This is a genomic window from Candidatus Pelagibacter sp. HIMB1623 (assembly GCF_052047695.1).
In the GTDB taxonomy this organism is placed as follows: domain Bacteria; phylum Pseudomonadota; class Alphaproteobacteria; order Pelagibacterales; family Pelagibacteraceae; genus Pelagibacter.
Map to the genome: position 1 here is coordinate 177,206 of NZ_JBNAJN010000001.1, position 23,098 is coordinate 200,303.

Here is a 23,098-nt window from a genome sequence, read left to right on the forward strand (position 1 = left end):
TATTAATATTTTTATATGTTGAGATACTTTTTTATAATTTTTTTTATTCCATCTATAGTTTTTGCAGAAATTGAAAATGCTAGAGATTTGATGGAAGCTGGAAAATTTCAAGAGGCTATGGAAGAACTGATACCAGCTGCTAGGTCTGGGAACGCTGATGCTGAAGAGCTTATTGGAATAATGTATGCAATGGGTCTTGGAGTTAAGCAAGACGATGTTAGAGCTTTTGAATGGTATCTTAGATCTTCGATGAAAGGTCATCCCGGTGCTCAATCGGGTGTTGGGTGGTATTATGAAATCGGTAGAGGACTTCCTGCTCCTGATCTTGTTAGAGCTTACATGTGGTATGGTTTGTCCGCTATTGGAGGTGATCCCGATGCTGCGATTTCTCAAGAGGAAGTAATTAAAAAAATGACTCCTGAACAAATTGAAAAAGCGCATATACTTATTAAAGATTACAAAGCTTGGATTTATCCGTTTAGGTAATGAGGCGAATAATTAAATCCGCCCCATTATTTAATTAAGATTATAAGTCTTTATCGTATGCACTTGATGCTCTTTTCTCAGCATCAGCAACTGCACTTGTTAAAGCGTCAAAGATTTGTCCTCCACCTTTAACGTTTGACTTAAACCAATCATAAACTGGACTAGCAGCTTTTTTGAAACTAGCTTTTTGTGCTGGAGTTGGAACATATAAATCTCCACCGCCTGCTACAAAGTCTTCATACGCTTTGATTGATTTTCTTTTTGGAGATGCAAATGTAGCTTGTTGCAATGCATAAAATCCATCCGTAATAACTTTCTTAAGTTCTTTTGGCATAGATTGATATTTTGCATTGTTCATCCACCAAAGTGCTCCCATGTATGCATGACCGTCTAAAGTAACATATTTTAGACCTGCATCTGGAAACTTCATATTCATAATGTCAGTTATTCCATTTTTAGAACCTTCAACTACACCTGTTTGAAAAGATGTAAATAATTCTGGCCATGGAATAGGAGTTGGTGATGCACCTAAAGCTCTTACAAGCTCTTGAGGTAAGTCAGCTACAACAGTTCTGATTTTTAGACCTTTCATGTCTGATGGTTCTGCAACTCTTCTTTTAGTGTTAGCAAAATTTCTCCATCCACCAGTGTTTCCGATAGTCATTAATCTTATTGTATCGCCTGAATCTTTAAGAGCCATTTGTCTCATAGTTCTTACAAAATCACCTTGCATAACATCTTCAGCAATTCTGTCGTCTGCCATTAGATATGGTAAATCTAAAACTTGAACATATGGGAATACACCAGCTGCTCCTCCAGAAGTAGAAATGTAAACGTCGATGCTTCCATCGGAAACACCTTGTAAACATTCTGCTCCCTTAGAACATAACTGAGTACCTACAAAAAGTTCTACAGATATTTTTCCATTTGATGCTGCTTCTACGTAGTTTTTAAATACTACTGCACCATCATAGTCCTCATCTTGATCATTAGAATTCATTGTCATTCTTAAATTGTAATCAGCAGCTGAAACAGAAGCTGTAAAACTAATTAAGAATAATAATGAAAAGAATGATTTAATTAATTTACTCATTATTATTTCCCTCTCTTTAAATATTTATTTAAGTATAAAAAATATACCTAAATTGAACCTCTGTGTCTATTATCTAAAAACTAAAATTATTTTGCAAAACCTGTAAGTAAAGGAATAGTCATTGAGATTGATGGAAAGTAAGTAATTAAAAATATCACAATTGCCTCTACTGCTAAAAACGGCAATATAGCTTTTGATATAGTTTCAACTCTTTCACCAGAAACTGAGGATGCAACAAATAAAACTAAACCCATTGGTGGTGTTGCTAAACCAACAGTTAAGTTAACTGACATAATAATTGCAAAATGAACTGGATGTACACCTAATTCTACAAACACTGGTCCAAGTATTGGTCCTAAAATAATTATTGCGGGACCTGCATCTAAAAACATTCCAACAATAAATAGTAAAATATTAATCAGAAATAATAAAATATAAGGATTATCAGTTAATCCCAAAACAAACTCAGCAAGATATTCTGGTGCATGAGATAAACTAACAACTGTTTTAAAAGCCATTGCAGCACCAACCAAAAGTAATACTACAGATGAAACCATTGCGGCTTTTGTCATAACCTTTGGTACGTCTTTCCACTCTAAAGATTTTAAAACAAACAAACCAATAAACATTGCATAAGCAGCTGCAACTGCAGATGCTTCAGTTGGAGTAAAAATTCCTCCAAGTATACCTCCTAGAATTATAACTGGAGTCATCAATGGGAAAAAAGCTTTCAAAGAAGCTTTTCCTCTTTGTCTCCATGTTGTCTTTTTTGTTACGGCAGGAAAATTATATCTTTTAGCCATAAACTTGATTGTAACCATCAAACTAACACCAACTAAAATTCCAGGAATAATACCTGCTAGGAATAAAGCAGCTACGCTCTCTCCCATAACGTATGCATAAATAATCATTATTCCTGAAGGTGGAATGATTGGACCAATTACTGAACTCGCTGCGGTAATTGCTGCTGAAAATTTTTTTGTATAACCTTGCTTCTCCATTGCAGGAATTAACATTGAACCAATTGCAGAAGTATCTGCAACTGCAGATCCAGATAGGCCAGCAAAAAGCATTGAAGTTAAGACGTTAACATGTGCCAAACCACCTTTTAAATGCCCCATCATCGCCTGGCTAAATTCTACTAATCTTTGAGTAATTCCCCCCCTATTCATTAGCTCACCAGCTAACATAAAAAAAGGAATTGCCATTAAAGGAAAGCTATCAATACCATTGTAAATATTTCTATAAAGCATTGCTCCATCTCTAGATTGATCATTCAACCAAAGTAAAATTCCAGGAGCAGCCAACAATCCAAAAAATACTGGTAATCCAATTAGCAAAAATAATAAAAATAAAGGGAGAAACCAAATTAACATTACTGTGTCTCCAATTTTTGTTTATCGAAATCTTCAGGTAATTCTAATTTTGCAAAATTACTTAAAAAGTTTCTTAAAATTAACTCTATGTTTACTGAAATCAAAAAAACAATTCCAACTGGTAAGGACATATACATCCAAGCTAATTTTATTGGCTCTGCTTTGCCACCAATTAAATTAAATGGAATTTTGATTGAAGCAGAACTGAATATCCAACCAGCGTTAATATGTTTTAAACCTAATTCAAGTCCAATGATCAAAACAAATAAAGATATGATCAATAAAAATAAGGTTAAAAAAGTTGATATAATTTTAGGTAAAAATCTTTCCAGCATATCAATAGAGACAAAACCACCCCATCTATACGCTGAGGGAGCAATTAACCCTGTCATCCATAGCATTAAAAATCTTGCAACTTCATCAGGCCAAGGTAATGCGTTGTTGAGAACATATCTAAAGAAAACCTGGATCATAATTACGACAACCATTAAAAAAATTGCGATCCATGCAAATTGTCTTCCAATTCTTAGAAAAAAAGTATTTATCTTTTCTAGAAAGTTAAAAATGTAAAGTAGAGTTTTTATAGTTAAATTCACAACTAAATTTATTTTAATAAGAAAATAATTACAACTTTTTAAAAAACTATTTTACATTGTTAGATATTTTTCGTATTAGAAAAGCCTTCAACAGAAAAGCTTAAATAAAAATTATGAGTAATAAAAAGAAAATTCTAGTTATCCAAAAAGTTCATGAAAAAGGTATGGAGTTAATTAATAATCACCCCGATTTTGATGTGGAAGTTACTGACGATGTTTCAGTAGAAAACTTAAAGGCTAAAATAAAAGATTGTGATGGTGCTTCAATTAGAATAGCAAAACTACCAGGTGAGGTAATTAACGAAGCAAAAAATCTTAAAATAATATCTAGACATGGAGTAGGCTACGATAATATTGATTTAAAAACAGCTAAAGAAAGAGATATCAAAATTGCTATTACGGCCAATGCAAATGCAGTTACAGTTGCAGAGCATGTTATGTTTGTCTTGCTAAATATTGCAAAAAGAAGAGAGCTTTATCATACAACGGTTAAAGAAGGTAATTTTAAGGATAGAAATAAATTACCCAAGACTATTGAGGTATGGAAAAAAAATTTCCTAATAATGGGGTTTGGTAGAATAGGTAAAGCACTTATTAAAAGATGTTTGGGATTTGAAATGAATGTTTTTGTCTACGATCCGTTTGTAGATAAAGACACAATAGAGAAGCTTGGAGGAAAAAAAGTTGATAATCTTGAAGAGGCAGTAAAAACAATGGATGTAATATCATTACATATGCCGTTAACAGAAAAAACAGAAAATCTAATTAATTATGATTTGCTTAAAACAATGAAGAAAAATTGTATAATCATTAATGCAGCTAGAGGTGGAATTATTCATGAGGAAGATCTTGATAAGGCTTTAAATGAAGATTTAATTTTTGGAGCAGGAATTGATGTATTCAAACAAGAACCACCCGAAAATGATAATCCTCTTTTAAAAAATGAAAAAGTTTATTTAAGCCCACATACCGCAGCTTTTACTGATGAATGTATGACAAGAATGGGTGTGGAAACAATTCAAAATATAATTGATTATTTTGATGATACATTAGAAAAATCAAAAATTGTAAGACTGTAGTAGTAGATTTAATCTAAAAATTTAGCTTCTATTTTTTTTGGGAGTTAGTCTTTATAAATCTCGATACCACTAAGATTTAAAGTTTCAGTTAAATACTTGTAACCTATTTTTGCATATTCAAATGGATTTGCTTTTGCTGGATCTTGTTCAGCCTCTACTACTAACCATCCAGAATAATTTTTTTCTTTCAACACATCAAATAAAGGCTTGTAATCAATACATCCATCACCTGGAACTGTAAATGCACCCTCTAGAAACGCTCCTCTAAAACTTAAGTCTTCTTTTAAAGATTTTTCTAAAACGCTTTTTCTAATATCCTTGCAATGTATATGAATTAATCTTTCGCTAAAGTCTTTTAATATTTTTAACGAGTTTCCCTGAGCAAATAACATATGACCGGTATCTAATGTAAGTTTTACGCTATCATGAGTGTTCTCAAGCAATCTTACTGTATCCTCTTCTGTCTCTATTACAGTTCCCATATGATGATGATAAGCAAGTGGCATACCTTTATCCTCAAGATATTTTCCCATTTCTGAAATTTTTTCATAATATTTTTTAGATTCTTCAAGATCCATTTGGGGTCTTGTAGACAATTTTCGATTTGGATCTCCTTGAATTGAGCCAGACACTTCAGCAAAAACCATACAAGGTGAATTACAGTCTTTAAAAAGTTTCAACTGATCTTGAATAACTTTTTTTTCTTCGTCAACACTATTTGTTCTTAAATTAGCTCCATACCATCCTGAGCAAAGATTTAGATTAAATTCGTTAAGTTTAGGAATTAATTCCTCTGATTTTTTTGGAAATTTACCACCAGACTCAATTCCAATAAACCCTGCTTGACTAGCTTCAGACAAACATTGTTCTAAAGGAGTATCACCACCCAATTCTGGCATATCATCATTGCTCCATGCAATTGGTGCTATTCCTAATTTTACTGACATACTAATTATTTAAAAGTTGAAAGCATTTTTAAATTATGATGTTTTGTGCATCAAGAAAATTTTATTTTAATTTGATGTTTAATTCATCATTAAAAAATGTTTCTTGATTTTATTTTTTAATTCTGTTCTATATTCTTATGCTTAATTTTTCTTTGATGGGTGCGGGAAGAATTGGAAAAATGCATGCTAAATTTATAGCAGCTCATCCCAAAGCAAAATTAAAATACATATATGACGTTAATTCTCAATTTGCTGAAGAAGTAGCAAAATCAACAGGATGCTCAATTGCATCTTCACCAGAGGAAGCAATAAATTCAGATGATGTAGATGCAGTTCTTATAGCTTCTGCAACACCAACTCATACACAATTTATTACAATGGCAGCAAAAGCAGGAAAGGCAATTTTCTGTGAAAAGCCAATTGATTTAGATATCAATAAAGTAAATGAATGCATGGAAAATATAAAGGGAACAAACGTTCCTATTCAAATCGGCTTTAATAGAAGATTTGATGCAAGTCATGCAAAAGCTCAACAAGCAAGAGTAAAAAAAGAAATTGGTGAGTTGGAAATGGTTGTAATTACAAGTAGAGACCCTGAACCTCCAGGGATTGACTATTTAAAAGCTGCAGGAGGATTTTTTAGAGATACTACTATCCATGATTTCGATTTGACTAGATTTATTTTAGGGGATGATCCTGTGGTTCAAATATCTGCATTTGGAGATGCATTGTTTGATAAAAATGCACAGCAGGAAAAAGATCTAGATACCGCTATGTTTATTTTAAAATCAAAAAAAGGTGTTTTAATACATATTAATAACTCCCGAAGAGCAGTTTATGGATACGATCAAAGAGTAGAAGTATTTGGAAGTAAAGGTATGGTAATTTCAAACAATCAAACACCCACTTCTTTAGAAAGATACACAAGCACTTCAACAAATGAAAAAGAGCCCATACATTTCTTTTTTATTGAAAGATACGAGCAAGCTTACAGAGATCAATTTAACGAGTTTGTAAAATGTGTTGAAGATAAAACAAAACCATTAGTTGGATTTGAGGATGGTAGAAATGCTTTAATAATTGCCAATGCTGCCTATGAATCGTTTGAAAGTGGCAAAGTAATAGATGTAAAATTCTAAAATGAGTATTCTTTCTCTAAATAATATTGAAAAAAATTTTGGAGCTATACAGGCTTTAACGGGAGTTAGTTTTGATATTAAAGAAGCCGAAACCGTCGGGTTAATGGGTGATAATGGAGCGGGTAAATCTACACTATTAAAAATTATAGCTGGTAATTTTAAACCCACATCTGGAGAAATAATGTTTAATAATGCTCCAGTAGAATTTGAGAAGCCTGTTGATGCAAGAAAATCTGGTATTGAGGTGGTTTATCAAGACTTAGCTCTTTGTAATCATTTGACTGCAGCTTCAAATGTTTTTTTAGGTAGAGAAATTCAAAAAGGTATTTGGCCATTTAAATATTTGGATTATCCGGCCATGTTTAAAAAATCTGCAGAGTTATTCGAGGAACTTAAATCTGAAACTCGACCAAAGGATTTAGTTATGCAGATGTCTGGAGGACAAAGACAGGCTGTGGCTATTGCAAGAACAAGGCTTACAAATCCTAAATTAGTTTTAATGGATGAACCAACTGCAGCAATTAGTGTTAGACAGGTTGCTGAAGTATTAGATCTTATAAAAAGATTAAAAGATCAAGGAATAGCTGTAATGTTAATTAGTCACAGAATGCCAGATATATTTGAAGTATGTGACAAGCTAGTAGTATTAAGACGAGGTGAAAAAGTTTGTGAAAAAAATATAAAAGATTCTTCTACAGAAGAAGCAACAGGCTTAATTACAGGGGCAATAGACAAAGTATGAGTTCAGTAAAATTTAATCAGGAAATAATCTCTAAGACAGAAAAAAATTTATTTCAAAAACTTGTTTCTGAACAATCTTTTTGGGTAACAATAGCTTTATTTGGGATTTGTTTTATTATGTTTTTTGTAGAAGATGCTTTTTCTAGCAAAGATAATCTTTTTAATATTACACGAAACTTTTCTTTCATCGGAATAATGGCAATTGGAATGACATTTGTGATTATTACAGCTGGGATAGACTTGTCGGTTGGGTCAATTATGGGTGTCACAGGAGTTATATGTGGTTTATTTTTGGATGCTCAATTTTTACCTGAATGGTATTCCAAAGCTTCATATTTTGATGGAGTGTACGTTTGGGTATCAATAATTTTAGCTTTACTTGCAGGTACTTTAATTGGTGCAGTAAATGGATATTTAATTGCTTATCTTAAACTTTCTCCATTTGTGGTTACTTTAGGAATGATGGCTGCAGCAAGAAGTTTAGCTTTAGTAGTTTCAAACAATAAAATGTTTTATGAGTTTGGACCTAAAGATGAAATGTTTTATGAAATTGGAGGAGGTTCAATGCTGGGTCTTGCTAATGCAACTTGGTTATTAATATTTCTAACAATAGTTATGGGTTTAGTATTGAAATATACCTCATACGGCAAACATGTTTTTGCAGTTGGCAGTAATAAAAAAGCGGCTGAATTATCTGGAATTAATACTAGATGGATTGAAATGTCAGTATACATGATCAGTGGATTATTTGCTGCAATTTCTGCTGTAATGATAGTTGGATGGATGGGATCAGTAACCAATGCCTTAGGTTACACTTATGAGTTAAGAGTAATTGCTGCAACAGTGATAGGTGGTGCTAACTTAATGGGTGGTGTTGGTGGTACTTTTGGAGCATTTATTGGTGCTGCATTAATGGAAACAATTAGAAACAGTCTTCTAATGGCTGGAATTGACCCTTACTGGCAAGGAACATTTTTAGGAATATTTATCGTAGGTGCAGTTTGGTTAGAAAAAGTTAAAAATAAAAAGAATTAATTAATAAACTTTCTTATCCATACAATTATATTTATTGAAAATTAATATATCTGAAAAAAAAGAATTTTGATTACCTGGATTTTTTTCAAAATCTAAAATTTTATCAAATGCAACTTTGATTTCTAATTCAACATCGTGGCCTATAACAAAATCCATTTTATTATTTTCTAAAAGATTTCTAGAATTTTTATTTAGTTCATGACCTACAAATACAATATGATCTTTTACATTCATTTCACTAATTGCTTTAGCGACACCTAAATTTCCTCCAGCAATATTATAAATTCCTAACGGTGGTCCATTTTCTTTAATATATTTTTTAACATATTTGTAACTTTGTTCCGATGTATCTAAATTAAAAACACTTTCTTTGATTTTAAGATTTGGAAATTCTGATCTCAATACTTTTCTAAAACCCAGTTCTCTTTCCTGTTGGCACCTGTATGGCATACTCATGACCATCAATATTGAGCCTGATCGTTTCCCAACATTTTTTCCAATTATATTTGCAGCAGTAGATCCAGCATTAGACTGATTATTACCTATATAAGCTGTTCTGCTCAAATTTGGAAAATCAGTGGTTAATGTAATCACAGGTTTTCCTTCACTTGCAATTTTACTTAGCTCGTTATTTATATTTTGATCCTCCTGTGAAACTATAATCACTGCATCAAAACTTGAAGTTTCTCTTAAAATTTTAACAAATTGACTAGTTTTAAATTCTTTTGCAGGAATAAAATGTTTTATCAAATTAAATTTATAAATTTCATTATTAATATTATCTAAACTCTCCTCAAGAGTCTTGTTGTACGAAGGTCCTGATTGACAACAAATTAAAATATTTTTAGTTTGATTTTTATTATTTCCGTTTTGAAGGTTATTTAAAATATTTAAGATTTTATCTTTAGTTTTTTTACTCACCCCTTTTCTGTTATTCAAAACTCTATCTACTGTAGCTGTACCATATCCTGATTCATCAGAAATTTTCTTTATAGAAACATTTTTCCAATGATTTTTCATATAAACATCGTATCATAAACTGATGTAAAATCAATCATTTGATGTATCACTTTTTAGTTGAATCACATCATTTTACTTGAATCGTAGACTCATTCTAAATAGTATTTGTTAAATAAATTAACTAACTAAGAGAGAGAGAAATATGAGAAAAACAATAATTGCAATGTTAGCATTTATTTTTGTATCAATTTCTGGAATTTCATATGCAGCTGATAAAGTTTTTGCATTAGTTCCAAAAGCTATGAACAACCCGTTTTTTGATTTGGCGAGAGATGGTTGTAAAGTTGCTGAGAAAGAAATTGGTGGGATAGAATGTTTATACATTGGACCTGGAGAGCATACTGAGCAAGAACAAGTTCAAATTGTTCAAGATTTAATAGCTAAAGGTGTTGATGGAATTGCTGTTGCATCTTCTAACGCAGCTGCAATGGCAAAAGCTGTTAAAGGAACAGATATTCCAATCATTACTTGGGACTCAGATCTTTTAACTAAAGATGCTGGTTTAAGAGCAGCTTATGTTGGAACAAAAAACTATGACATTGGTGTATACCTTGCACAAATCGTTATGATGTTAAAACCTAACGGTGGTGAAATTTGTATACAATCTGGTGGTGCTGCAGCTGCAAACCACAATGAAAGAATGTCAGGTATAAGAGATACTATTGCTGGAAGAGCAGATTCAGGAACTTATCCTAGTGCGGCTCTTAAAGGTGAAAATGGATGGACTGAAGCTAGCGGATGTCCTTTGTACACGAATGACGATTTCCCTCTTTCTGTACAGCAGATGGAAGATATCTTTGCGAAACATCCAAACCTAACTGCATTTGTACCAACTGGAGGTTTTCCTCAATTCGTATCTAAAGCTTTTAGAAGAGTTACTGAAAAGCATGCAGATAGAATTAGTTCTATGAAAACTGCAGTAGTAATTGCAGATACTCTTCCTATGCAAATGGAAGATTTAGATGCTGGAAGAACTCATGGTCAAGTAGGTCAACAGCCATATATGATGGGCTACAAAGCTATGTATGTTCTTAAAGACATAGTAGATGGTAAAGCATTAAAATTTGACAACCCATCACTAAAAGCAATCTATACAGGTCTTGATGTTTGTATGAAGCCAAACATTGGATCTTGTATTGCAGGATAAAATCATTATTCTTCTTAAAAGTTTCTAAGCCCAATTTTATATTGGGCTTAGTTATCTGTACAAATTAAAATTTTATGACTAATAAATATATATCTGATCAAGCTAACCAGTTTAAAAATAAAATAATAATTGTAACAGGAAGTACTCAAGGTAGTGGAGCTGAGACAGCAAAATTACTTGCAAGTAGAGGTGCCAAAGGAGTAACTATCTGTGGTAGGAATAGTGATAAAGGAAATAAAGTAAAATCTGAAATAGAAAGTATAGGCGCGGAATGCTTATACGTTCAAGCAGATTTAGAAAAACTTGAAGATTGTAAAAAAATAGTTTCTGAGACTGATAAAAAATTCAATACTGTAGATAGTTTTATTAATGTTGCTGCTTTTACAGAAAGAGGAACGATCTTAAGCACAACAGAGGAGAATTATGACAAAAATTTTAATGTAAATGTAAAAGCTCCACTTTTTATGATGCAAGACGTTATAAAAATAATGATTAGAGATAAAAAAAAAGGAACTATTGCTCATATTTTATCAATGGCCGGATATAGTGGTATGCCTTTCTTAACTGCTTACAGCTCTTCTAAAGCAGCATTAGCTATAATGATTAAAAATGTTGCAAATTCAGTATCTGGGCACCAAATAAGAGTGAATGGTGTAAATTTAGGTTGGACAGATACACCAGCAGAAACAGTAATTCAAAAAAAATTTCATAATGCAGATGATGACTGGTTAAAAAAAGCTGAAGCCAAGGTTCCATTTAAAAGATTAAACAAACCTTTAGATGTTGCTAAGATCTTAGCTTTCTTGTGCTCGGATGAGTCGGGTATTATGACTGGGAGCATTGTTGATTTTGATCAAACAGTTGCAGGATGGCATTCTTATTCAGCATATGACACTAAGATTTTAGATGAAAGCATTTTGGGAGAGTAAACCTAATTTATAATAACTTATGAAAGTTATTGATTCACATCAACATTTTTGGGATCCTTCAAGGGGTGATTATCATTGGATGCCAAAAGATAATCCAATTTTAAATCGAAAATATGAAGTTAAAGATTTAATTCAAGTTTCTGAGTCAATCGATTTACACAAAACTGTTTTAGTTCAAGCTGCAGCAACTAATGCAGAAACTGAATATATGTTAAATATTGCTGAAGGTTCTGATTTAGTTTGTGGAGTTATTGGTTGGGTAAATTTTGAAGACCAAAAACAATTAGAACAATTAAAAATTTTCTCAAAACATCCTAAATTTCTTGGTGTAAGACCTATGATACAAGATATTCCAGATGAAAATTGGGTTTTAAATAAAAATTTTGATATTTTTTTTAAAAATATAATTAATTTAGAATTAAGCTTTGATGCACTAGGATTTCCAGTGCACCTAGAAAATTTTTACAAAATTGCTACAAAATATCCTTCTCTAAGATTTATCATTGATCATCTAATGAAACCAAAAATCTGTAATAATAAACAAGAAGAATTTATTAATTGGCAAAAAGGTATGAACAAATTATCTAAGCTAGAAAATGTATATTGTAAATTTTCTGGAATGGTCACAGAAGCCTGCGAAAATTGGACCGAGCAAGATCTAAGGCCATATGTAGATGAAATATTAAATCTATTTACTGATAAAAAAATTTTATGGGGATCTGATTGGCCTGTCTGTAACTTGAGAACAAATTATTTAGGATGGTATAATGCAGCAACAAATTTACTTAAAGAATTAAGTATAGATGAAAAGCAAAACATCTTTTATAATAATGCAAAAAAGTTTTATAAACTCAAAACATAATTTATGAAAAAAAATAAAATCAAAGATACTGGCGTTGAAGTCACTGAATTGAGTTTTGGAACCTCCTCTTTAGGGAGTATGCCAGATACTTACGGTTATGAAGTACCTGAACAAAGAGCTCAGGAAACGCTAAAAAGATTTTTTCAAGGTCCAGTAAATTTGCTTGATACTTCAAGAAATTATGCAATGGGAGAAAGTGAAAAAAGAATTGGTATAGCAATAAAAGAAAATGGTGGATGGCCAGAAAACTTTGTCTTATCAACTAAAATCGATAGAAATATGGATACATTAGTTCTTGATAAAAAAAGAACAAGAGAGTCTGTTGAAGAAAGTTTAGAAGCTTTAAACGTTAATTCTGTAGATGTTTTGTTTCTTCATGATCCAGAATACGTAAAAGATATAAATGATGTAACCAAAAAAGATGGTGCATTGGATGAATTGTTTAAAATTAAAGAAGAAGGTTTGGCAAAAGCTGTTGGTTTAGCTATGGGAAGAATAGATATTATGTTCCCTATCTTAAGAAAGTGGGACTTTGATGTCATAATAAATCACAACAGATACACTTTGTTAAACAGAGAAGCAGATGAAATGTACAGTTATGCTCATAGTAAAAATATATCTATTTTTAACGCTGCCCCTTACGCAGGTGGTGTTTTGGCAAAAGGTCCAAGTAATTTTAAAAAAATAACTTACCAGGATGCTACTGAAGAAAAACTTGCGCCAGCTAGAGAATTAGAAAAAGTTTGTAAAAAATATAATGTTGAAATGGGTGCTGCAGCTTTACAATTTTCTATGAAAGATAAAAGAATAACATCTACTATTTGTGGTGTTACTAGCGTTCAGAGTATTGAGAAAAATATTTCATGGGCTGAAACAGATATTCCAGAAGAATTTTGGAATGAAGTTTTAAAATTACCTTACTCAACAAAAGATCCAGAGGCTGAGAGAACATATACTCCAGGCTAAATTTTAAAAAAATTTAAGACAAATAGATTTTATAATTAATTTGAATTAATTTCATAAAGTGTTGGAAACATTTTACCATTTAAATCATCACCGTTTTTATATCCATTAGCCTCCATAATTGATCTTTCTTCTCTAGCCCAATCACCTCTATAAATTATTTTTGAATTTTCTTTCGCCATTCTAAGTGTAAATCTATTTATATCTGATTTTGGAGTAGTTTCGTGTAAAGCTCCATGCAAAGTCCTAATATCAAAATATACACAATCTCCTAGTTCTAAATCCCATTCTAAAAATTCATAATTTTCTTTATTAGAAATTATATCTGGGGTTAATTCATACTTAACACCATTAACAACTCCTTCTGCTCCATCAACTTTATGACCGTCTTTAAAACGAGTTCTTAGGAATAATTTATCCCACAAATGAGAGCCTTTTATCCAAGCTATAGAATCTTCTTTTCTTACTGGTTCAAGAGGTATCCACAAAACACACATTGAACCTTCAAAATCAAAATAAGAAATATCATGATGAAATGGTGGTTTAGATGTAGAGCCAGCTTCTCTAAAAAACCAATTATCCATTACTAAATTAATCTGCTTAGCATCTAATAATTCAGAGGCAATTTTAGCTGTAGGTGAATTAAAAACAAAATTCTCAAATTCTTTATGTAAGTTCCATGTCCAAAAATCCTCTAAATAACAAGGTAAATTTGGATCTGTGGTATGATTAGTAAACCTGGGGCTTGGATTATTTTTTGCTTTATTTATTCCAGATCTTAAAAGCTCAATCCATTTGATATCAAATTTATTTCTTAAAAATACCGCTCCATCTCTTTTAAATAGTTTGATCTCATTATCATTTAAAATTTGACTCATAGATTATTTAAGAAATAATACTCAATATATCATATGAATATTCTCAAAGATAGTTTTGGGCGGAGGTTTCCATACATAAGATTGTCAATATCTGATGTGTGTAATTTTAAATGTGGCTACTGTTTACCTGATGGTTATAAGATAGATAAAAGTGATAACAGAACCTTTATCACTAAAGAAGAAATTGGAAGACTTGCAAAAGCTTTATCAGAATTAGGTGTATCTAAAATAAGATTAACTGGAGGAGAACCTACAGTTAGAAAAGATTTTTTGGATATAATTAAAATAATTAAAAAAAATTCAGGTATTAAAAAAACTGTAATTACTACTAATGGATATCACTTAAATAGAATTGCAGATGATTTAAATAAGAGTGGTCTTGATGGTATAAATATAAGTATTGATAGTCTTGATCCAAAGACTTTTAGAAAAATTACTGGACATGATAGATTAAATGAAATTTTAGAAGGAATTAAAAAATTACAAAAACTAAATTTTAAAAATATTAAAGTTAATGCAGTCCTTCTTAAAGACGTTAATGATAAAGAAGAAGATTTTAAAAGTTGGGCTAATTTTATAAAAAATAATCAAATTGATTTTAGATATATAGAATTAATGCAAACTGGAGATAATTTAGATTATTTTAATCAGTATCATGTGTCTGCAAATAAATTTACAGATTATTTAAATAATAATAATTGGGTGATTCAAACATTTGGTAAAGATGCTGGTCCTTCAAAGAATTATATAAATCCTGAATACAAAGGAAAATTTGGTGTTATTGCACCCTACTCAAAAGATTTTTGTAAGAGTTGTAATAGACTAAGAATAACTGCCAAGGGTGATTTAAGATTGTGTTTATTTGGAAATACTGGAATAAATATTAGACACTTGATGCAAAGAGATGACCAAACTGAAGAACTGAAAGATTTAATTTTGAAACAATTAAATTATAAAAAAGAATCTCACTATTTAGAAATAGGAGAAACAGGATTAACAAAAAATCTATCAACAACAGGTGGATAAGATGAAAAATTTAAAGATTGTAACTAACAACGATTTAAAAAACTGGGCGAAAGAAATTTTTGAAAAAAATTCATTTAAAATGATTGATGTTTCTGAAAAAAAAGAAACATTCCGTAGAGCTTTGGCATCAGGAAAAATTTATGTTGGCAAAGAGGTATTTGAACTTATTAAAAATAAAGAGATGCCTAAGGGTGATCCAATCACTTTAGCAGAAGTTTCAGCAGTATTAGGTGTTAAAAAAACAAGTGAATTAATACCTTTGTGTCATCCTCTTCCAATAGATCATACGGCTACTAAAATCATAATGAATGAAGAAGATAGTTCACTAGAAGTATACTGTGTGGTTTCCACCAATGCCAAAACAGGTGTAGAGATGGAAGCGATAATGGGTGTAAATGCAGCTCTGATTACAATTTACGATTTAAGCAAAATTGTAAATCCTCATTTAAAAATAGATAATGTAAAATTATTAATTAAAGAAGGAGGAAAAACTGGATTATGGAAAAATCCAGATGGACTTCCGAACTTTTTAAAAGATTTTTTCTAAACTTTATGAAAGTTAAAATTGAGTTGTTTGGAGCTGCTAGAGATTTTAGCAACCAAAATTTGTTAGAACTAGATCTAGGTCAAAAGACAACAATCAAGGATATAAGGAATAAAATAATTCAATATGTAGAGCAGAAATTTAATGGAAATGAAAATTATATAAAAATCATTAACTCTTCAGCTTTTTGTTCAGAAAAAAATAATATTGTTAGCGACAATTATAAAATCACAAATAACGAAAAAATTGGTATTATTCCTCCAATTGGAGGAGGTTAATGCTTCATACTGACATTGTAGATAGTAAAGTTAAAAAATTATCATTAATTGATGCTGAAAAATTTATAGCATCGAATGATTTTGGAGCTTCATTAATTTTTAGTGGGACAGTTCGTAATCAAAATAATAATAAAAGTGTTTTAGGTATTACATATGACAGTCATGATGCTTTGGTAATAAAAAGTTTTGAGGAAATTTATAGTGAGGCTGAAGAAAAACTAAATATAAAGAATAAGAGTGTTTTTATTGAACATGCTAAAGGTTACTTAAATTTAGGTGAAATTAGTATTATTATAGCAGTTGCATGCAAGCATAGAGATGAGGCTTATGTATTATCAAGATATATAATCGAAGAAATTAAAAAAAGGTCTCCAATATGGAAAAAAGAACATTACACAAATAATCAAAGCGATTGGTTAAAAGGTAATCCTATTATTCATGAAAAAAATTAAATATTCAGAAATTACACCAGAGAAAATTTATAAGAATAGAAGATCATTTATTAAATCTCTTGGGTGTGGTGCAAGTTCTTTAGCAGTAGCCGCAATTCCTTTTGCAAGTAAAGCTCAAGCAGATGATAGGAATGAACTTACAAGTTTTAAAGATATAACAACTTATAATAATTATTATGAGTTCGGTACTTCAAAGAGTGATCCTTATGTTAATTCACAAAATTTTAAAACATCCCCATGGACAATAAGTCTTGAAGGTGAAGTTGAAAAACCTATCAAAATTTCTATGGAAGAAATAACTGAGACATTTGTCTCTGAGGAAAGAATATACAGATTAAGATGTGTAGAAGGATGGTCAATGGTTATTCCATGGATGGGTTTTTCGCTAAGTAAATTATTGTCAAAAGTAAATCCAACTAACAAAGCTAAGTATGTTGAATTTGAAAGTGTTTATGATCCTGAACAAATGAAAGGTCAAAGATATCCGGTTTTGAACTGGCCTTATAAAGAAGGATTAAGAATTGATGAAGCAATGCACCCTTTAACTACAGTTGTGACAGGTTTGTATGGTAAAAAGCTTCCAAATCAAAACGGTGCACCATTGAGAATATTTATCCCTTGGAAGTATGGTTTCAAGAGTGCAAAAGCAATTGTTAAGATAAAATTTGTTGAAAAAATGCCGACTTCATCATGGATGTGGGCATCTCCGCGAGAATATGGATTTTACTCTAATGTTAATCCTAATGTAGATCATCCTAGATGGTCTCAAGCAACAGAAAGAATAATTGGTAAAGATATTTGGGTGCCAAGAGTAAAAACGCTTATGTTTAATGGTTACGGAGATGAAGTTGCAAATTTATATACAGGGATGGATCTAAAAAAATATTTTTAATGAGAAAATATTTTAAACCAGGTGTATTTATTTTAAGTACAATTCCATTTTTATTAATTTTTTACAAAATATACTTCAACAAACTCGGACCAGAACCTGTAAAAGAAATTACTCATTTTACTGGAGAGTGGACTCTAATATTTATCTGTCTAACATTAAGTATGACACCACTTAAAAGGCTAACTAATTTAAATATTTGGATAAGTTTTAGAAGAATGTTGGGATTGTTTGTTTTTTTTTATGCATCTCTTCATCTCCTTACTTACGTAGGTATAGATTATAGATTTAATTTACAGCCGATAATTGATGATGTTCTGAAAAAAAAATACATCTTTATTGGATTTGCAGCATGGGTATTACTACTTCCATTGGTAATTACATCTTCTCAAATTATGATAAAGTTGCTTAAAAACAATTGGAAAAAATTACACAGATTAATTTACGTAATAGCGATATTTGGAGCTCTTCATTATATATGGTTATCTAAAACAATTTTTTTTAGACCACTAGTATATTTGGTAATAATACTTGTTTTACTTGCTTTAAGAATTAAAATTAAAAATAGGAACGTAAATTATGGATGATAATCTAAAAAAAGAAATTCAATCAGCTACACTTGAAAGATTAATGAGACATTTAGATGAAAGAAAAGATGTTCAAAACATTGATTTAATGAATTTAGCTGGATTTTGCAGAAATTGTTTGTCTAGATGGTATAGAGAAGAAGCTGAAAAAAAAGGAGTAGAAATATCAGATCCTGATGCAAGGCAACATATTTATGGAATGCCCTACTCTGAATGGAAAGAAAAACACCAAAAGTAACTTTCTATTCTATTCAAGTTAATGTTTGCTTATTTAAGTCTATTTATTGTTTCATTTTTAGCTGCAACAATACTTCCTTTTTCATCTGAGGCTATATTAGCAACTTATCTGTTATCAGAAACTTATAACAAATTTTTGTTAATATTTTTTGCAAGCTTTGGAAATATTTTAGGATCTATCTTCAATTGGTTTCTAGGAATTTATTTCTTGAAATTTCAAGATAAAAAATGGTTTCCTTTTACTAACACACAAATTGATAGATCATCCAGGTGGTTTAAAAAGTATGGTAAATGGTCTTTGTTATTTGCGTGGGTACCAATTATTGGTGATCCAATTACTTTCATTGCTGGAACGATGAGAATTAAATTTTTAATTTTTTTATTGCTTGTGAGTTTTGGAAAAATAATGAGATATTTTTTTATTTCTCTTTTAGTCTAGGAAATAATTCGACAAAATTACAAGGTTTATGATTAATATCTAATTGATGTTTAAGGATACCGTCCCAAGCATCTGTTACTCCTCCTGAGGATCCTGGTAAGGCAAATATGTATTTACCATTTGATAGAACTGCACAAGCTCTAGATTGAATTGAAGACGTACCAACTGTTTTTAAACTAATAGTCCTAAAAACTTCGCCAAATCCTGGAATATGTTTATCTGCTATTTCATTAATAGCTTCGGGTGTAATATCTCTTCCAGTTAAACCTGTGCCACCAGTTGTAATGATAACATCAATATCTTTATGATTAGTCCAGTCTTTTAGAATTTTAACTATATCTCCTTTATTGTCTTTACAAATTTTTCTGTCAATTAATTGATGATTGGCCTCTTTAATTTTTTCAACCAAGATCGCACCAGATTTATCGTTATCAATTGTTCTTGTATCTGTTACAGTTAGTAAAGCTATATTTACAATCATAAATAAATTTTTTTAATGATTATACTTACAATATTTTTTTTTATAACTGCAATATTATATTCAAGTATAGGATTTGGTGGTGGCTCCACTTATCTTGCATTACTTTTAATTTGGGATGTCCCTTACTATATTTTTCCAATTTTAGCTTTGATTTGTAATATTATTGTAGTTTCTGGAAATTCTATAAATTTTTTAAAATCTAAGAATATTAATTTTAATTTACTTTACCCTTATTTAATTGGTTCTATACCTTTTGCTTTTATCGGAGCATCTATCTCAATTGACAAAAATTTATTTGAGATTTTACTTTTCTTCATTTTAATATTAGCTGGAATTTTTTTACTTATTGAAAGCAAATCTTTTAACAAACAAGAAATTGTTATTAAAAAAATACCCCTAGTTTTATCAATATTAATAGGATCAATAATTGGTTTTATATCTGGTTTAGTTGGAATTGGTGGTGGGATATTTTTAAGTCCTATATTATTTTTGATGAAAGCAGGGCTTCCAAAACATATAACAAGTACTGCATCCTTGTTTATTTTAGTAAATTCAATTTTTGGTATAGGTGGACAATTAACAAAGGAAATAGTTTTTAATGAATTTTTAAATTACTGGCCACTATTTATTGCTGTCTTAATTGGTGGTCAAATTGGAAGTTTTTTAAATATAAAATTCCTATCTAACAAAATATTAGCCCTGATGACTGCATTCTTAGTAATTTTTGTTGCTATAAGGATGGGCATAACACTTATAGCATAAGTTGAATTAATTATTTTTTGATATATTTAATCTCTCATGAAAAATTTTAAACCATTTGGGCCTTCAATAGGAAAATCTAAAATTTCTAAAAAATTTTTAGAAAAAATTAACAAGGAAGTTGATACAAAAATCTTCTCAAAATCAAATGATTATAGTTCAAAATTAGCAAGTCAAATTAGAAAAGAAGTTCAAATTTCTAAAAGTTTTATAAAAAAAAATTTGGAAAAAGAATTAATAAAAAATATTAAAATTTTTCTAACTAAAGAACATATTAAAAAAATTAAAGAAATTAGAATTTTAAACCTGTGGGTCGTTAGCCAATATAAAAATGAGTATAATCCTATACATTATCATGAAGGAGACTTATCGGGTGTTGGTTATTTAAAAATTCCAAAACATATGACAAAAAATAAAAATGTTAAAAATAAAAAAATAAAAACCAATGGCACAATTGATTTTATTAATGGGCAAAAAGCTTTTCTTTCAAAAAGTATTTTTAATTTGATACCTAAAACAGGTGATCTTATAATATTTCCCAATTATTTAATGCATACAGCCTACCCATTTAATATTGAGGAAGAAAGAAGATCATTTTCTTTCAATGCTAAAATAATTTTTAATAAATAATTTACAAATTTTAATAATATTATATAAATCCATTTGCCGATTTGATCCTATTGCGGGCATAAACTGCTAAAAAGGAAATTCCCAATAGATCTAATTAGCAAGGTAGTTGAACTATATTGTGCACCTGCATTTAGCTTAAGCACTAAAAAAGTGAGGATAAAATGAATAAGGATTTTTTTAAAACAACAAAAATTTTAGATGGTGGAATGGGTCAAGAATTATTGGCCAGAGGTATGGAATCTAAAGGAACTTTGTGGAGTGCAAATGCTTTAATTGAGGAAAAATACCACGACTTAATACTTAATATTCATAATGATTTTATTAAATCGGGAGCTGATGTAATTGTAACTACAACTTTTACAACGAGAAGAAAAAGATTGAGAGAAAATGGAATAGAAGATCAATTTAAATTCTTAAATCAGAAAGCCTGTGAAATTGCACAAAAAGCTAAATTAAATAATCCACATATTAAGATTGCAGGAGGACTCCCACCTCAAGATTTGACATATGAAGAAGACAAGAGAAGTGAAAAAGAAATCACAAAGGATCATTCGGAATTAGCAGAAATACTAAACCCTTCAGTAGATTTTTTCTATTTTGATGTCTGGAGCAGTATCAAAGAAATTAGATGTGGAATAGAAGCTATTAAGAAATTTAATAAACCATACTTAGTTGGGGTTCATATTTCTGAAGGAAACTCTTTACCAAGTGGAGAAAAAATTTCTGAAATTAATTCAATAATTACTGAAAATTGCCTAGGAGTAATTCTAGCATGTGTTTCGCCTGAAAATTATGAGAATAATTTAGATGAAATTCAAAAACTTAAAGTTCCATTTGGTTTCAAATTAAACGGATTTATCACAACTAAACCAAAAGGTGGTTATACTTCTCAGTATAAAGAAAATGATGGATCTAACCCCAATAGTTTTTTAGGTCAAAGAAAAGATTTAGATCCTGAAAAAATATCAATTTTTGCAAAAAAATTTAAAGAAAATGGAGCCACTATTCTTGGAGGATGCTGTGAAACTCGTCCTTCTCATATAGAGGCAATAAAAAATACTATTTAACTTTTGTACCTTTTTTTACAAAATAGATACCTATAACAACTGCTATCAACGAAATTATAACTTTAGTAGTAACCAATTCTTTTAAAAAGATATAACTTAAAATAGTACCAAATATTGGAATTAGATAAGATACTTGAGATTGAAAAATTAAACCATTGTTAATTAAAATTTTAAATCTCAATAACCAGGCAATTCCAGTAGATACCAAACCAAGATAAATAACTGAAATAGTAGAATCTAATCTTGGAACAGTTTTCCAAGGTTGTTCAATCAAACATACTAAAGGTAATAATATAATAGTAGCCCAAATCAAAATTGAACTGGTAACATTTTCATTTTTTTTCTTGCTAATTTTTAGTGTTAAAAGACCTCCAATCACATAACAGGTAGATCCTAACAAAATTAATAATGCTGAAGTAAAGTTATTTTCATTAATTAATAAATTATCTGAAAATAAAAAAACTATTCCTGAAAATCCTATTAAAATTCCAATTGTCCTAGTTAAATTAAATTTTTCATTTTTAGTAAAAAAATGTCCTAGAACAGTTGAGCTTAATGTAGTCGTTGACATTAAAATTGCTGCCAAGTTACTTTGAACAGATTTAACGCCATATGCTATTAAAAAAAATGGAGCAACTAAATTTATAAATCCAATCATCGCAAACCAATGCCAATCTTTTGAAAATGCCTCAATTTTAATCTGCTTATAAAAGCAAAGTAACAAAACTGGAATTGAACCAAAAAAAACTCTTAGAAATGCAATCGTAACAGGTCCAAACGAATAGGTTGCTATTTTAATATTAAAAAAAGCAGATGCCCAAATCAATGCTAACAATGTTAATAAACTATAATCAATTAGTTTTGGTTCTCTCATTCAATAATATCTTCTGGTGTTCCGTTTGTTATTTCAATTAACTTATTATAATTTATCTTGAATACAGCATTTGGATGTCCAGCTGCACCAAATATATCTGGGAATCTTTCAAGACTTTTATCAATAAAGATTTTACATTGCTTTAAGTGACCTACTGGTGACACTCCACCAATTGTATATCCAGTATTTTCTTTAACGGCTTCAGGAGATGCCATGGACACGTCTTTTTCATTAATAATTTTTTTTAACTTATTTAATGAGCAACGCTTGTCTCCAGATACCAAGCTTAATATATAGTTGTCTCCTGCCCTAAAAAGTAAACTTTTAACAATAGCACCAACGTTGCAACCTAAAGCTGTAGCAGCATCATTGGCAGTTCTTGCTGTTTTTTCTAAGACGATAACATTTAAATTTTGATCGAATGTTTTTAGAGCTTTTTCTGCCCTTTTTACCGGTTCTTTATTTAGTATTGATTCCATTGAATTTATTAAATTCCTTAATTTGATTGAGTAGATACACTACTTATGTAAAAAATGCATAGGTG

Annotated in this window: 29 protein-coding genes and 1 riboswitch; of the genes, 20 read left to right on the forward strand and 9 right to left on the reverse strand. The window is 30.2% G+C overall.

The window, feature by feature from the left end; genetic code table 11:
* Positions 1-15 precede the first annotated feature (15 nt).
* The gene (locus ACTTBN_RS00955) at positions 16-486 is read left to right on the forward strand and encodes a tetratricopeptide repeat protein (protein WP_440680572.1); all 471 of its coding nucleotides are present in this window, start codon (positions 16-18) and stop codon (positions 484-486) included.
* A 40-nt stretch (positions 487-526) separates the two neighbouring features.
* Here ACTTBN_RS00955 and ACTTBN_RS00960 read toward each other — a convergent pair whose 3' ends face one another.
* The 3 genes from ACTTBN_RS00960 to ACTTBN_RS00970 form a co-directional block, all read right to left on the reverse strand.
* Entirely contained in the window at positions 527-1,579 is a 1,053-nt protein-coding gene (locus ACTTBN_RS00960; RefSeq protein ID WP_440680573.1) for a TRAP transporter substrate-binding protein, read from the reverse strand.
* Between the two features lie 86 nt (positions 1,580-1,665).
* On the reverse strand, positions 1,666-2,955 hold the full coding sequence (locus ACTTBN_RS00965) for a TRAP transporter large permease (protein WP_440618623.1): 1,290 nt from the start codon (positions 2,953-2,955) through the stop codon (positions 1,666-1,668).
* Positions 2,955-3,551: a TRAP transporter small permease gene (locus ACTTBN_RS00970; RefSeq protein WP_440680574.1), complete on the reverse strand. Its 597-nt coding sequence runs from the start codon at positions 3,549-3,551 to the stop codon at positions 2,955-2,957. Before ACTTBN_RS00970 ends, ACTTBN_RS00965 begins: the two co-directional genes overlap by 1 nt.
* A 113-nt stretch (positions 3,552-3,664) precedes the next feature.
* Here ACTTBN_RS00970 and ACTTBN_RS00975 point away from each other — a divergent pair, with 113 nt between their 5' ends.
* Positions 3,665-4,630, forward strand: a complete 966-nt coding sequence (locus tag ACTTBN_RS00975) for a hydroxyacid dehydrogenase (RefSeq protein ID WP_440680575.1) — start codon at positions 3,665-3,667, stop codon at positions 4,628-4,630.
* 44 nt (positions 4,631-4,674) lie between these two features.
* Here ACTTBN_RS00975 and iolE read toward each other — a convergent pair whose 3' ends face one another.
* Positions 4,675-5,577, reverse strand: a complete 903-nt coding sequence (iolE, locus tag ACTTBN_RS00980; RefSeq protein WP_440680576.1) for a myo-inosose-2 dehydratase — start codon at positions 5,575-5,577, stop codon at positions 4,675-4,677.
* Positions 5,578-5,714: 137 nt separating this feature from the next.
* Between iolE and iolG the strand changes: the two genes are divergently transcribed.
* Genes iolG through ACTTBN_RS00995 form a run of 3 tightly spaced genes read left to right on the forward strand, consistent with a single transcriptional unit; the run spans position 5,715 to position 8,492 of the window.
* A complete protein-coding gene (gene iolG / locus ACTTBN_RS00985; RefSeq protein WP_440680577.1) occupies positions 5,715-6,716 on the forward strand; it encodes an inositol 2-dehydrogenase in 1,002 nt (333 codons plus the stop codon).
* Between the two features lies 1 nt (position 6,717).
* Complete coding sequence (locus tag ACTTBN_RS00990) at positions 6,718-7,458, forward strand: ATP-binding cassette domain-containing protein (protein ID WP_440680578.1); 741 nt, start codon at positions 6,718-6,720, stop codon at positions 7,456-7,458.
* Positions 7,455-8,492: an ABC transporter permease gene (locus ACTTBN_RS00995; protein ID WP_440680579.1), complete on the forward strand. Its 1,038-nt coding sequence runs from the start codon at positions 7,455-7,457 to the stop codon at positions 8,490-8,492. Before ACTTBN_RS00990 ends, ACTTBN_RS00995 begins: the two co-directional genes overlap by 4 nt.
* Here the strand turns inward: ACTTBN_RS00995 and ACTTBN_RS01000 are convergent, their stop codons facing one another.
* Positions 8,493-9,512 (reverse strand): LacI family DNA-binding transcriptional regulator, encoded by a 1,020-nt coding sequence (locus tag ACTTBN_RS01000; RefSeq protein ID WP_440680580.1) that lies wholly within the window; start codon positions 9,510-9,512, stop codon positions 8,493-8,495. It abuts the gene before it with no gap.
* A 142-nt stretch (positions 9,513-9,654) separates the two neighbouring features.
* Here ACTTBN_RS01000 and ACTTBN_RS01005 point away from each other — a divergent pair, with 142 nt between their 5' ends.
* The 4 genes from ACTTBN_RS01005 (at position 9,655) to ACTTBN_RS01020 (ending at position 13,416) form a co-directional block, all read left to right on the forward strand.
* Positions 9,655-10,659, forward strand: a complete 1,005-nt coding sequence (locus ACTTBN_RS01005; RefSeq protein WP_440672261.1) for a substrate-binding domain-containing protein — start codon at positions 9,655-9,657, stop codon at positions 10,657-10,659.
* 74 nt (positions 10,660-10,733) lie between these two features.
* Positions 10,734-11,588, forward strand: coding sequence for an SDR family oxidoreductase (locus tag ACTTBN_RS01010; protein ID WP_440672262.1), 855 nt, complete (start codon positions 10,734-10,736; stop codon positions 11,586-11,588).
* Between the two features lie 19 nt (positions 11,589-11,607).
* Positions 11,608-12,450, forward strand: coding sequence for an amidohydrolase family protein (locus ACTTBN_RS01015; RefSeq protein ID WP_440680581.1), 843 nt, complete (start codon positions 11,608-11,610; stop codon positions 12,448-12,450).
* A gap of 3 nt (positions 12,451-12,453) precedes the next feature.
* Positions 12,454-13,416 (forward strand): aldo/keto reductase, encoded by a 963-nt coding sequence (locus ACTTBN_RS01020; protein ID WP_440680582.1) that lies wholly within the window; start codon positions 12,454-12,456, stop codon positions 13,414-13,416.
* Positions 13,417-13,451: 35 nt separating this feature from the next.
* On the opposite strand, the gene ACTTBN_RS01025 is transcribed toward ACTTBN_RS01020, so the two are convergent.
* Positions 13,452-14,291, reverse strand: coding sequence for a phytanoyl-CoA dioxygenase family protein (locus ACTTBN_RS01025; protein ID WP_440680583.1), 840 nt, complete (start codon positions 14,289-14,291; stop codon positions 13,452-13,454).
* Positions 14,292-14,324: 33 nt separating this feature from the next.
* Between ACTTBN_RS01025 and moaA the strand changes: the two genes are divergently transcribed.
* The 8 genes from moaA to ACTTBN_RS01065 are packed head-to-tail and all read left to right on the forward strand — an operon-like array spanning position 14,325 to position 18,743.
* A complete protein-coding gene (gene moaA, locus ACTTBN_RS01030) occupies positions 14,325-15,317 on the forward strand; it encodes a GTP 3',8-cyclase MoaA (protein WP_440680584.1) in 993 nt (330 codons plus the stop codon).
* Position 15,318: 1 nt separating this feature from the next.
* A complete protein-coding gene (gene moaC, locus ACTTBN_RS01035; RefSeq protein ID WP_440680585.1) occupies positions 15,319-15,864 on the forward strand; it encodes a cyclic pyranopterin monophosphate synthase MoaC in 546 nt (181 codons plus the stop codon).
* Positions 15,865-15,869: 5 nt separating this feature from the next.
* Positions 15,870-16,139 (forward strand): molybdopterin biosynthesis protein MoeD, encoded by a 270-nt coding sequence (locus ACTTBN_RS01040; protein WP_440654510.1) that lies wholly within the window; start codon positions 15,870-15,872, stop codon positions 16,137-16,139.
* Positions 16,139-16,591: a molybdopterin synthase catalytic subunit gene (locus ACTTBN_RS01045; RefSeq protein WP_440618633.1), complete on the forward strand. Its 453-nt coding sequence runs from the start codon at positions 16,139-16,141 to the stop codon at positions 16,589-16,591. Before ACTTBN_RS01040 ends, ACTTBN_RS01045 begins: the two co-directional genes overlap by 1 nt.
* Positions 16,578-17,483 carry a protein-methionine-sulfoxide reductase catalytic subunit MsrP gene (gene msrP, locus ACTTBN_RS01050; protein ID WP_440680586.1) on the forward strand — a complete coding sequence of 302 codons (906 nt, stop codon included), beginning with the start codon at positions 16,578-16,580 and terminating at the stop codon, positions 17,481-17,483. The genes ACTTBN_RS01045 and msrP overlap by 14 nt, the downstream gene beginning before the upstream one ends.
* Positions 17,483-18,067 carry a sulfite oxidase heme-binding subunit YedZ gene (locus tag ACTTBN_RS01055; RefSeq protein ID WP_440680587.1) on the forward strand — a complete coding sequence of 195 codons (585 nt, stop codon included), beginning with the start codon at positions 17,483-17,485 and terminating at the stop codon, positions 18,065-18,067. The genes msrP and ACTTBN_RS01055 overlap by 1 nt, the downstream gene beginning before the upstream one ends.
* Positions 18,060-18,305, forward strand: a complete 246-nt coding sequence (locus tag ACTTBN_RS01060; RefSeq protein WP_440680588.1) for a DUF1244 domain-containing protein — start codon at positions 18,060-18,062, stop codon at positions 18,303-18,305. The genes ACTTBN_RS01055 and ACTTBN_RS01060 overlap by 8 nt, the downstream gene beginning before the upstream one ends.
* Before the next feature lie 21 nt (positions 18,306-18,326).
* The gene (locus tag ACTTBN_RS01065; protein WP_440618637.1) at positions 18,327-18,743 is read left to right on the forward strand and encodes a YqaA family protein; all 417 of its coding nucleotides are present in this window, start codon (positions 18,327-18,329) and stop codon (positions 18,741-18,743) included.
* Here the strand turns inward: ACTTBN_RS01065 and ACTTBN_RS01070 are convergent.
* Complete coding sequence (locus tag ACTTBN_RS01070) at positions 18,724-19,224, reverse strand: molybdenum cofactor synthesis domain-containing protein (RefSeq protein WP_440680589.1); 501 nt, start codon at positions 19,222-19,224, stop codon at positions 18,724-18,726. The two genes, ACTTBN_RS01065 and ACTTBN_RS01070, sit on opposite strands and share 20 nt — an antisense overlap.
* A 15-nt stretch (positions 19,225-19,239) precedes the next feature.
* Between ACTTBN_RS01070 and ACTTBN_RS01075 the strand changes: the two genes are divergently transcribed.
* From ACTTBN_RS01075 to ACTTBN_RS01085, 3 genes are all read left to right on the forward strand, one after another.
* Positions 19,240-19,986, forward strand: coding sequence for a sulfite exporter TauE/SafE family protein (locus ACTTBN_RS01075; protein WP_440680590.1), 747 nt, complete (start codon positions 19,240-19,242; stop codon positions 19,984-19,986).
* A gap of 36 nt (positions 19,987-20,022) precedes the next feature.
* Positions 20,023-20,613, forward strand: coding sequence for a putative 2OG-Fe(II) oxygenase (locus tag ACTTBN_RS01080; protein ID WP_440680591.1), 591 nt, complete (start codon positions 20,023-20,025; stop codon positions 20,611-20,613).
* Between the two features lie 91 nt (positions 20,614-20,704).
* A riboswitch (SAM riboswitch) is annotated at positions 20,705-20,767 on the forward strand.
* Between the two features lie 7 nt (positions 20,768-20,774).
* Entirely contained in the window at positions 20,775-21,680 is a 906-nt protein-coding gene (locus ACTTBN_RS01085; RefSeq protein ID WP_440680592.1) for a homocysteine S-methyltransferase family protein, read from the forward strand.
* Here ACTTBN_RS01085 and ACTTBN_RS01090 read toward each other — a convergent pair.
* Both ACTTBN_RS01090 and ACTTBN_RS01095 read right to left on the reverse strand, forming a co-directional pair.
* The gene (locus ACTTBN_RS01090) at positions 21,673-22,554 is read right to left on the reverse strand and encodes a DMT family transporter (RefSeq protein WP_440680593.1); all 882 of its coding nucleotides are present in this window, start codon (positions 22,552-22,554) and stop codon (positions 21,673-21,675) included. The genes ACTTBN_RS01085 and ACTTBN_RS01090 overlap by 8 nt on opposite strands.
* Positions 22,551-23,033, reverse strand: coding sequence for a YbaK/EbsC family protein (locus ACTTBN_RS01095; RefSeq protein ID WP_440680594.1), 483 nt, complete (start codon positions 23,031-23,033; stop codon positions 22,551-22,553). Before ACTTBN_RS01095 ends, ACTTBN_RS01090 begins: the two co-directional genes overlap by 4 nt.
* Positions 23,034-23,098 lie beyond the last annotated feature (65 nt).

Coding starts and splice junctions, on each gene's coding strand:
- ACTTBN_RS00965 (WP_440618623.1), bottom strand. CDS start 2,955: ATGTTAATTTGGTTTCTCCCTTTATTTTTATTATTTTTGCTAATTGGA.
- ACTTBN_RS01025 (WP_440680583.1), bottom strand. CDS start 14,291: ATGAGTCAAATTTTAAATGATAATGAGATCAAACTATTTAAAAGAGAT.
- moaC (WP_440680585.1), top strand. CDS start 15,319: ATGAAAAATTTAAAGATTGTAACTAACAACGATTTAAAAAACTGGGCG.
- ACTTBN_RS01045 (WP_440618633.1), top strand. CDS start 16,139: ATGCTTCATACTGACATTGTAGATAGTAAAGTTAAAAAATTATCATTA.
- ACTTBN_RS01015 (WP_440680581.1), top strand. CDS start 11,608: ATGAAAGTTATTGATTCACATCAACATTTTTGGGATCCTTCAAGGGGT.
- ACTTBN_RS01070 (WP_440680589.1), bottom strand. CDS start 19,224: ATGATTGTAAATATAGCTTTACTAACTGTAACAGATACAAGAACAATT.
- ACTTBN_RS01005 (WP_440672261.1), top strand. CDS start 9,655: ATGAGAAAAACAATAATTGCAATGTTAGCATTTATTTTTGTATCAATT.
- ACTTBN_RS01010 (WP_440672262.1), top strand. CDS start 10,734: ATGACTAATAAATATATATCTGATCAAGCTAACCAGTTTAAAAATAAA.
- ACTTBN_RS01085 (WP_440680592.1), top strand. CDS start 20,775: ATGAATAAGGATTTTTTTAAAACAACAAAAATTTTAGATGGTGGAATG.
- ACTTBN_RS01095 (WP_440680594.1), bottom strand. CDS start 23,033: ATGGAATCAATACTAAATAAAGAACCGGTAAAAAGGGCAGAAAAAGCT.
- ACTTBN_RS01060 (WP_440680588.1), top strand. CDS start 18,060: ATGGATGATAATCTAAAAAAAGAAATTCAATCAGCTACACTTGAAAGA.
- iolE (WP_440680576.1), bottom strand. CDS start 5,577: ATGTCAGTAAAATTAGGAATAGCACCAATTGCATGGAGCAATGATGAT.
- moaA (WP_440680584.1), top strand. CDS start 14,325: ATGAATATTCTCAAAGATAGTTTTGGGCGGAGGTTTCCATACATAAGA.
- ACTTBN_RS01080 (WP_440680591.1), top strand. CDS start 20,023: ATGAAAAATTTTAAACCATTTGGGCCTTCAATAGGAAAATCTAAAATT.
- ACTTBN_RS01020 (WP_440680582.1), top strand. CDS start 12,454: ATGAAAAAAAATAAAATCAAAGATACTGGCGTTGAAGTCACTGAATTG.
- ACTTBN_RS01090 (WP_440680593.1), bottom strand. CDS start 22,554: ATGAGAGAACCAAAACTAATTGATTATAGTTTATTAACATTGTTAGCA.
- ACTTBN_RS00955 (WP_440680572.1), top strand. CDS start 16: ATGTTGAGATACTTTTTTATAATTTTTTTTATTCCATCTATAGTTTTT.
- ACTTBN_RS01040 (WP_440654510.1), top strand. CDS start 15,870: ATGAAAGTTAAAATTGAGTTGTTTGGAGCTGCTAGAGATTTTAGCAAC.
- ACTTBN_RS00995 (WP_440680579.1), top strand. CDS start 7,455: ATGAGTTCAGTAAAATTTAATCAGGAAATAATCTCTAAGACAGAAAAA.
- ACTTBN_RS00990 (WP_440680578.1), top strand. CDS start 6,718: ATGAGTATTCTTTCTCTAAATAATATTGAAAAAAATTTTGGAGCTATA.
- ACTTBN_RS01065 (WP_440618637.1), top strand. CDS start 18,327: ATGTTTGCTTATTTAAGTCTATTTATTGTTTCATTTTTAGCTGCAACA.
- iolG (WP_440680577.1), top strand. CDS start 5,715: ATGCTTAATTTTTCTTTGATGGGTGCGGGAAGAATTGGAAAAATGCAT.
- ACTTBN_RS00960 (WP_440680573.1), bottom strand. CDS start 1,579: ATGAGTAAATTAATTAAATCATTCTTTTCATTATTATTCTTAATTAGT.
- ACTTBN_RS01075 (WP_440680590.1), top strand. CDS start 19,240: ATGATTATACTTACAATATTTTTTTTTATAACTGCAATATTATATTCA.
- ACTTBN_RS00975 (WP_440680575.1), top strand. CDS start 3,665: ATGAGTAATAAAAAGAAAATTCTAGTTATCCAAAAAGTTCATGAAAAA.
- msrP (WP_440680586.1), top strand. CDS start 16,578: ATGAAAAAAATTAAATATTCAGAAATTACACCAGAGAAAATTTATAAG.
- ACTTBN_RS01000 (WP_440680580.1), bottom strand. CDS start 9,512: ATGAAAAATCATTGGAAAAATGTTTCTATAAAGAAAATTTCTGATGAA.
- ACTTBN_RS01055 (WP_440680587.1), top strand. CDS start 17,483: ATGAGAAAATATTTTAAACCAGGTGTATTTATTTTAAGTACAATTCCA.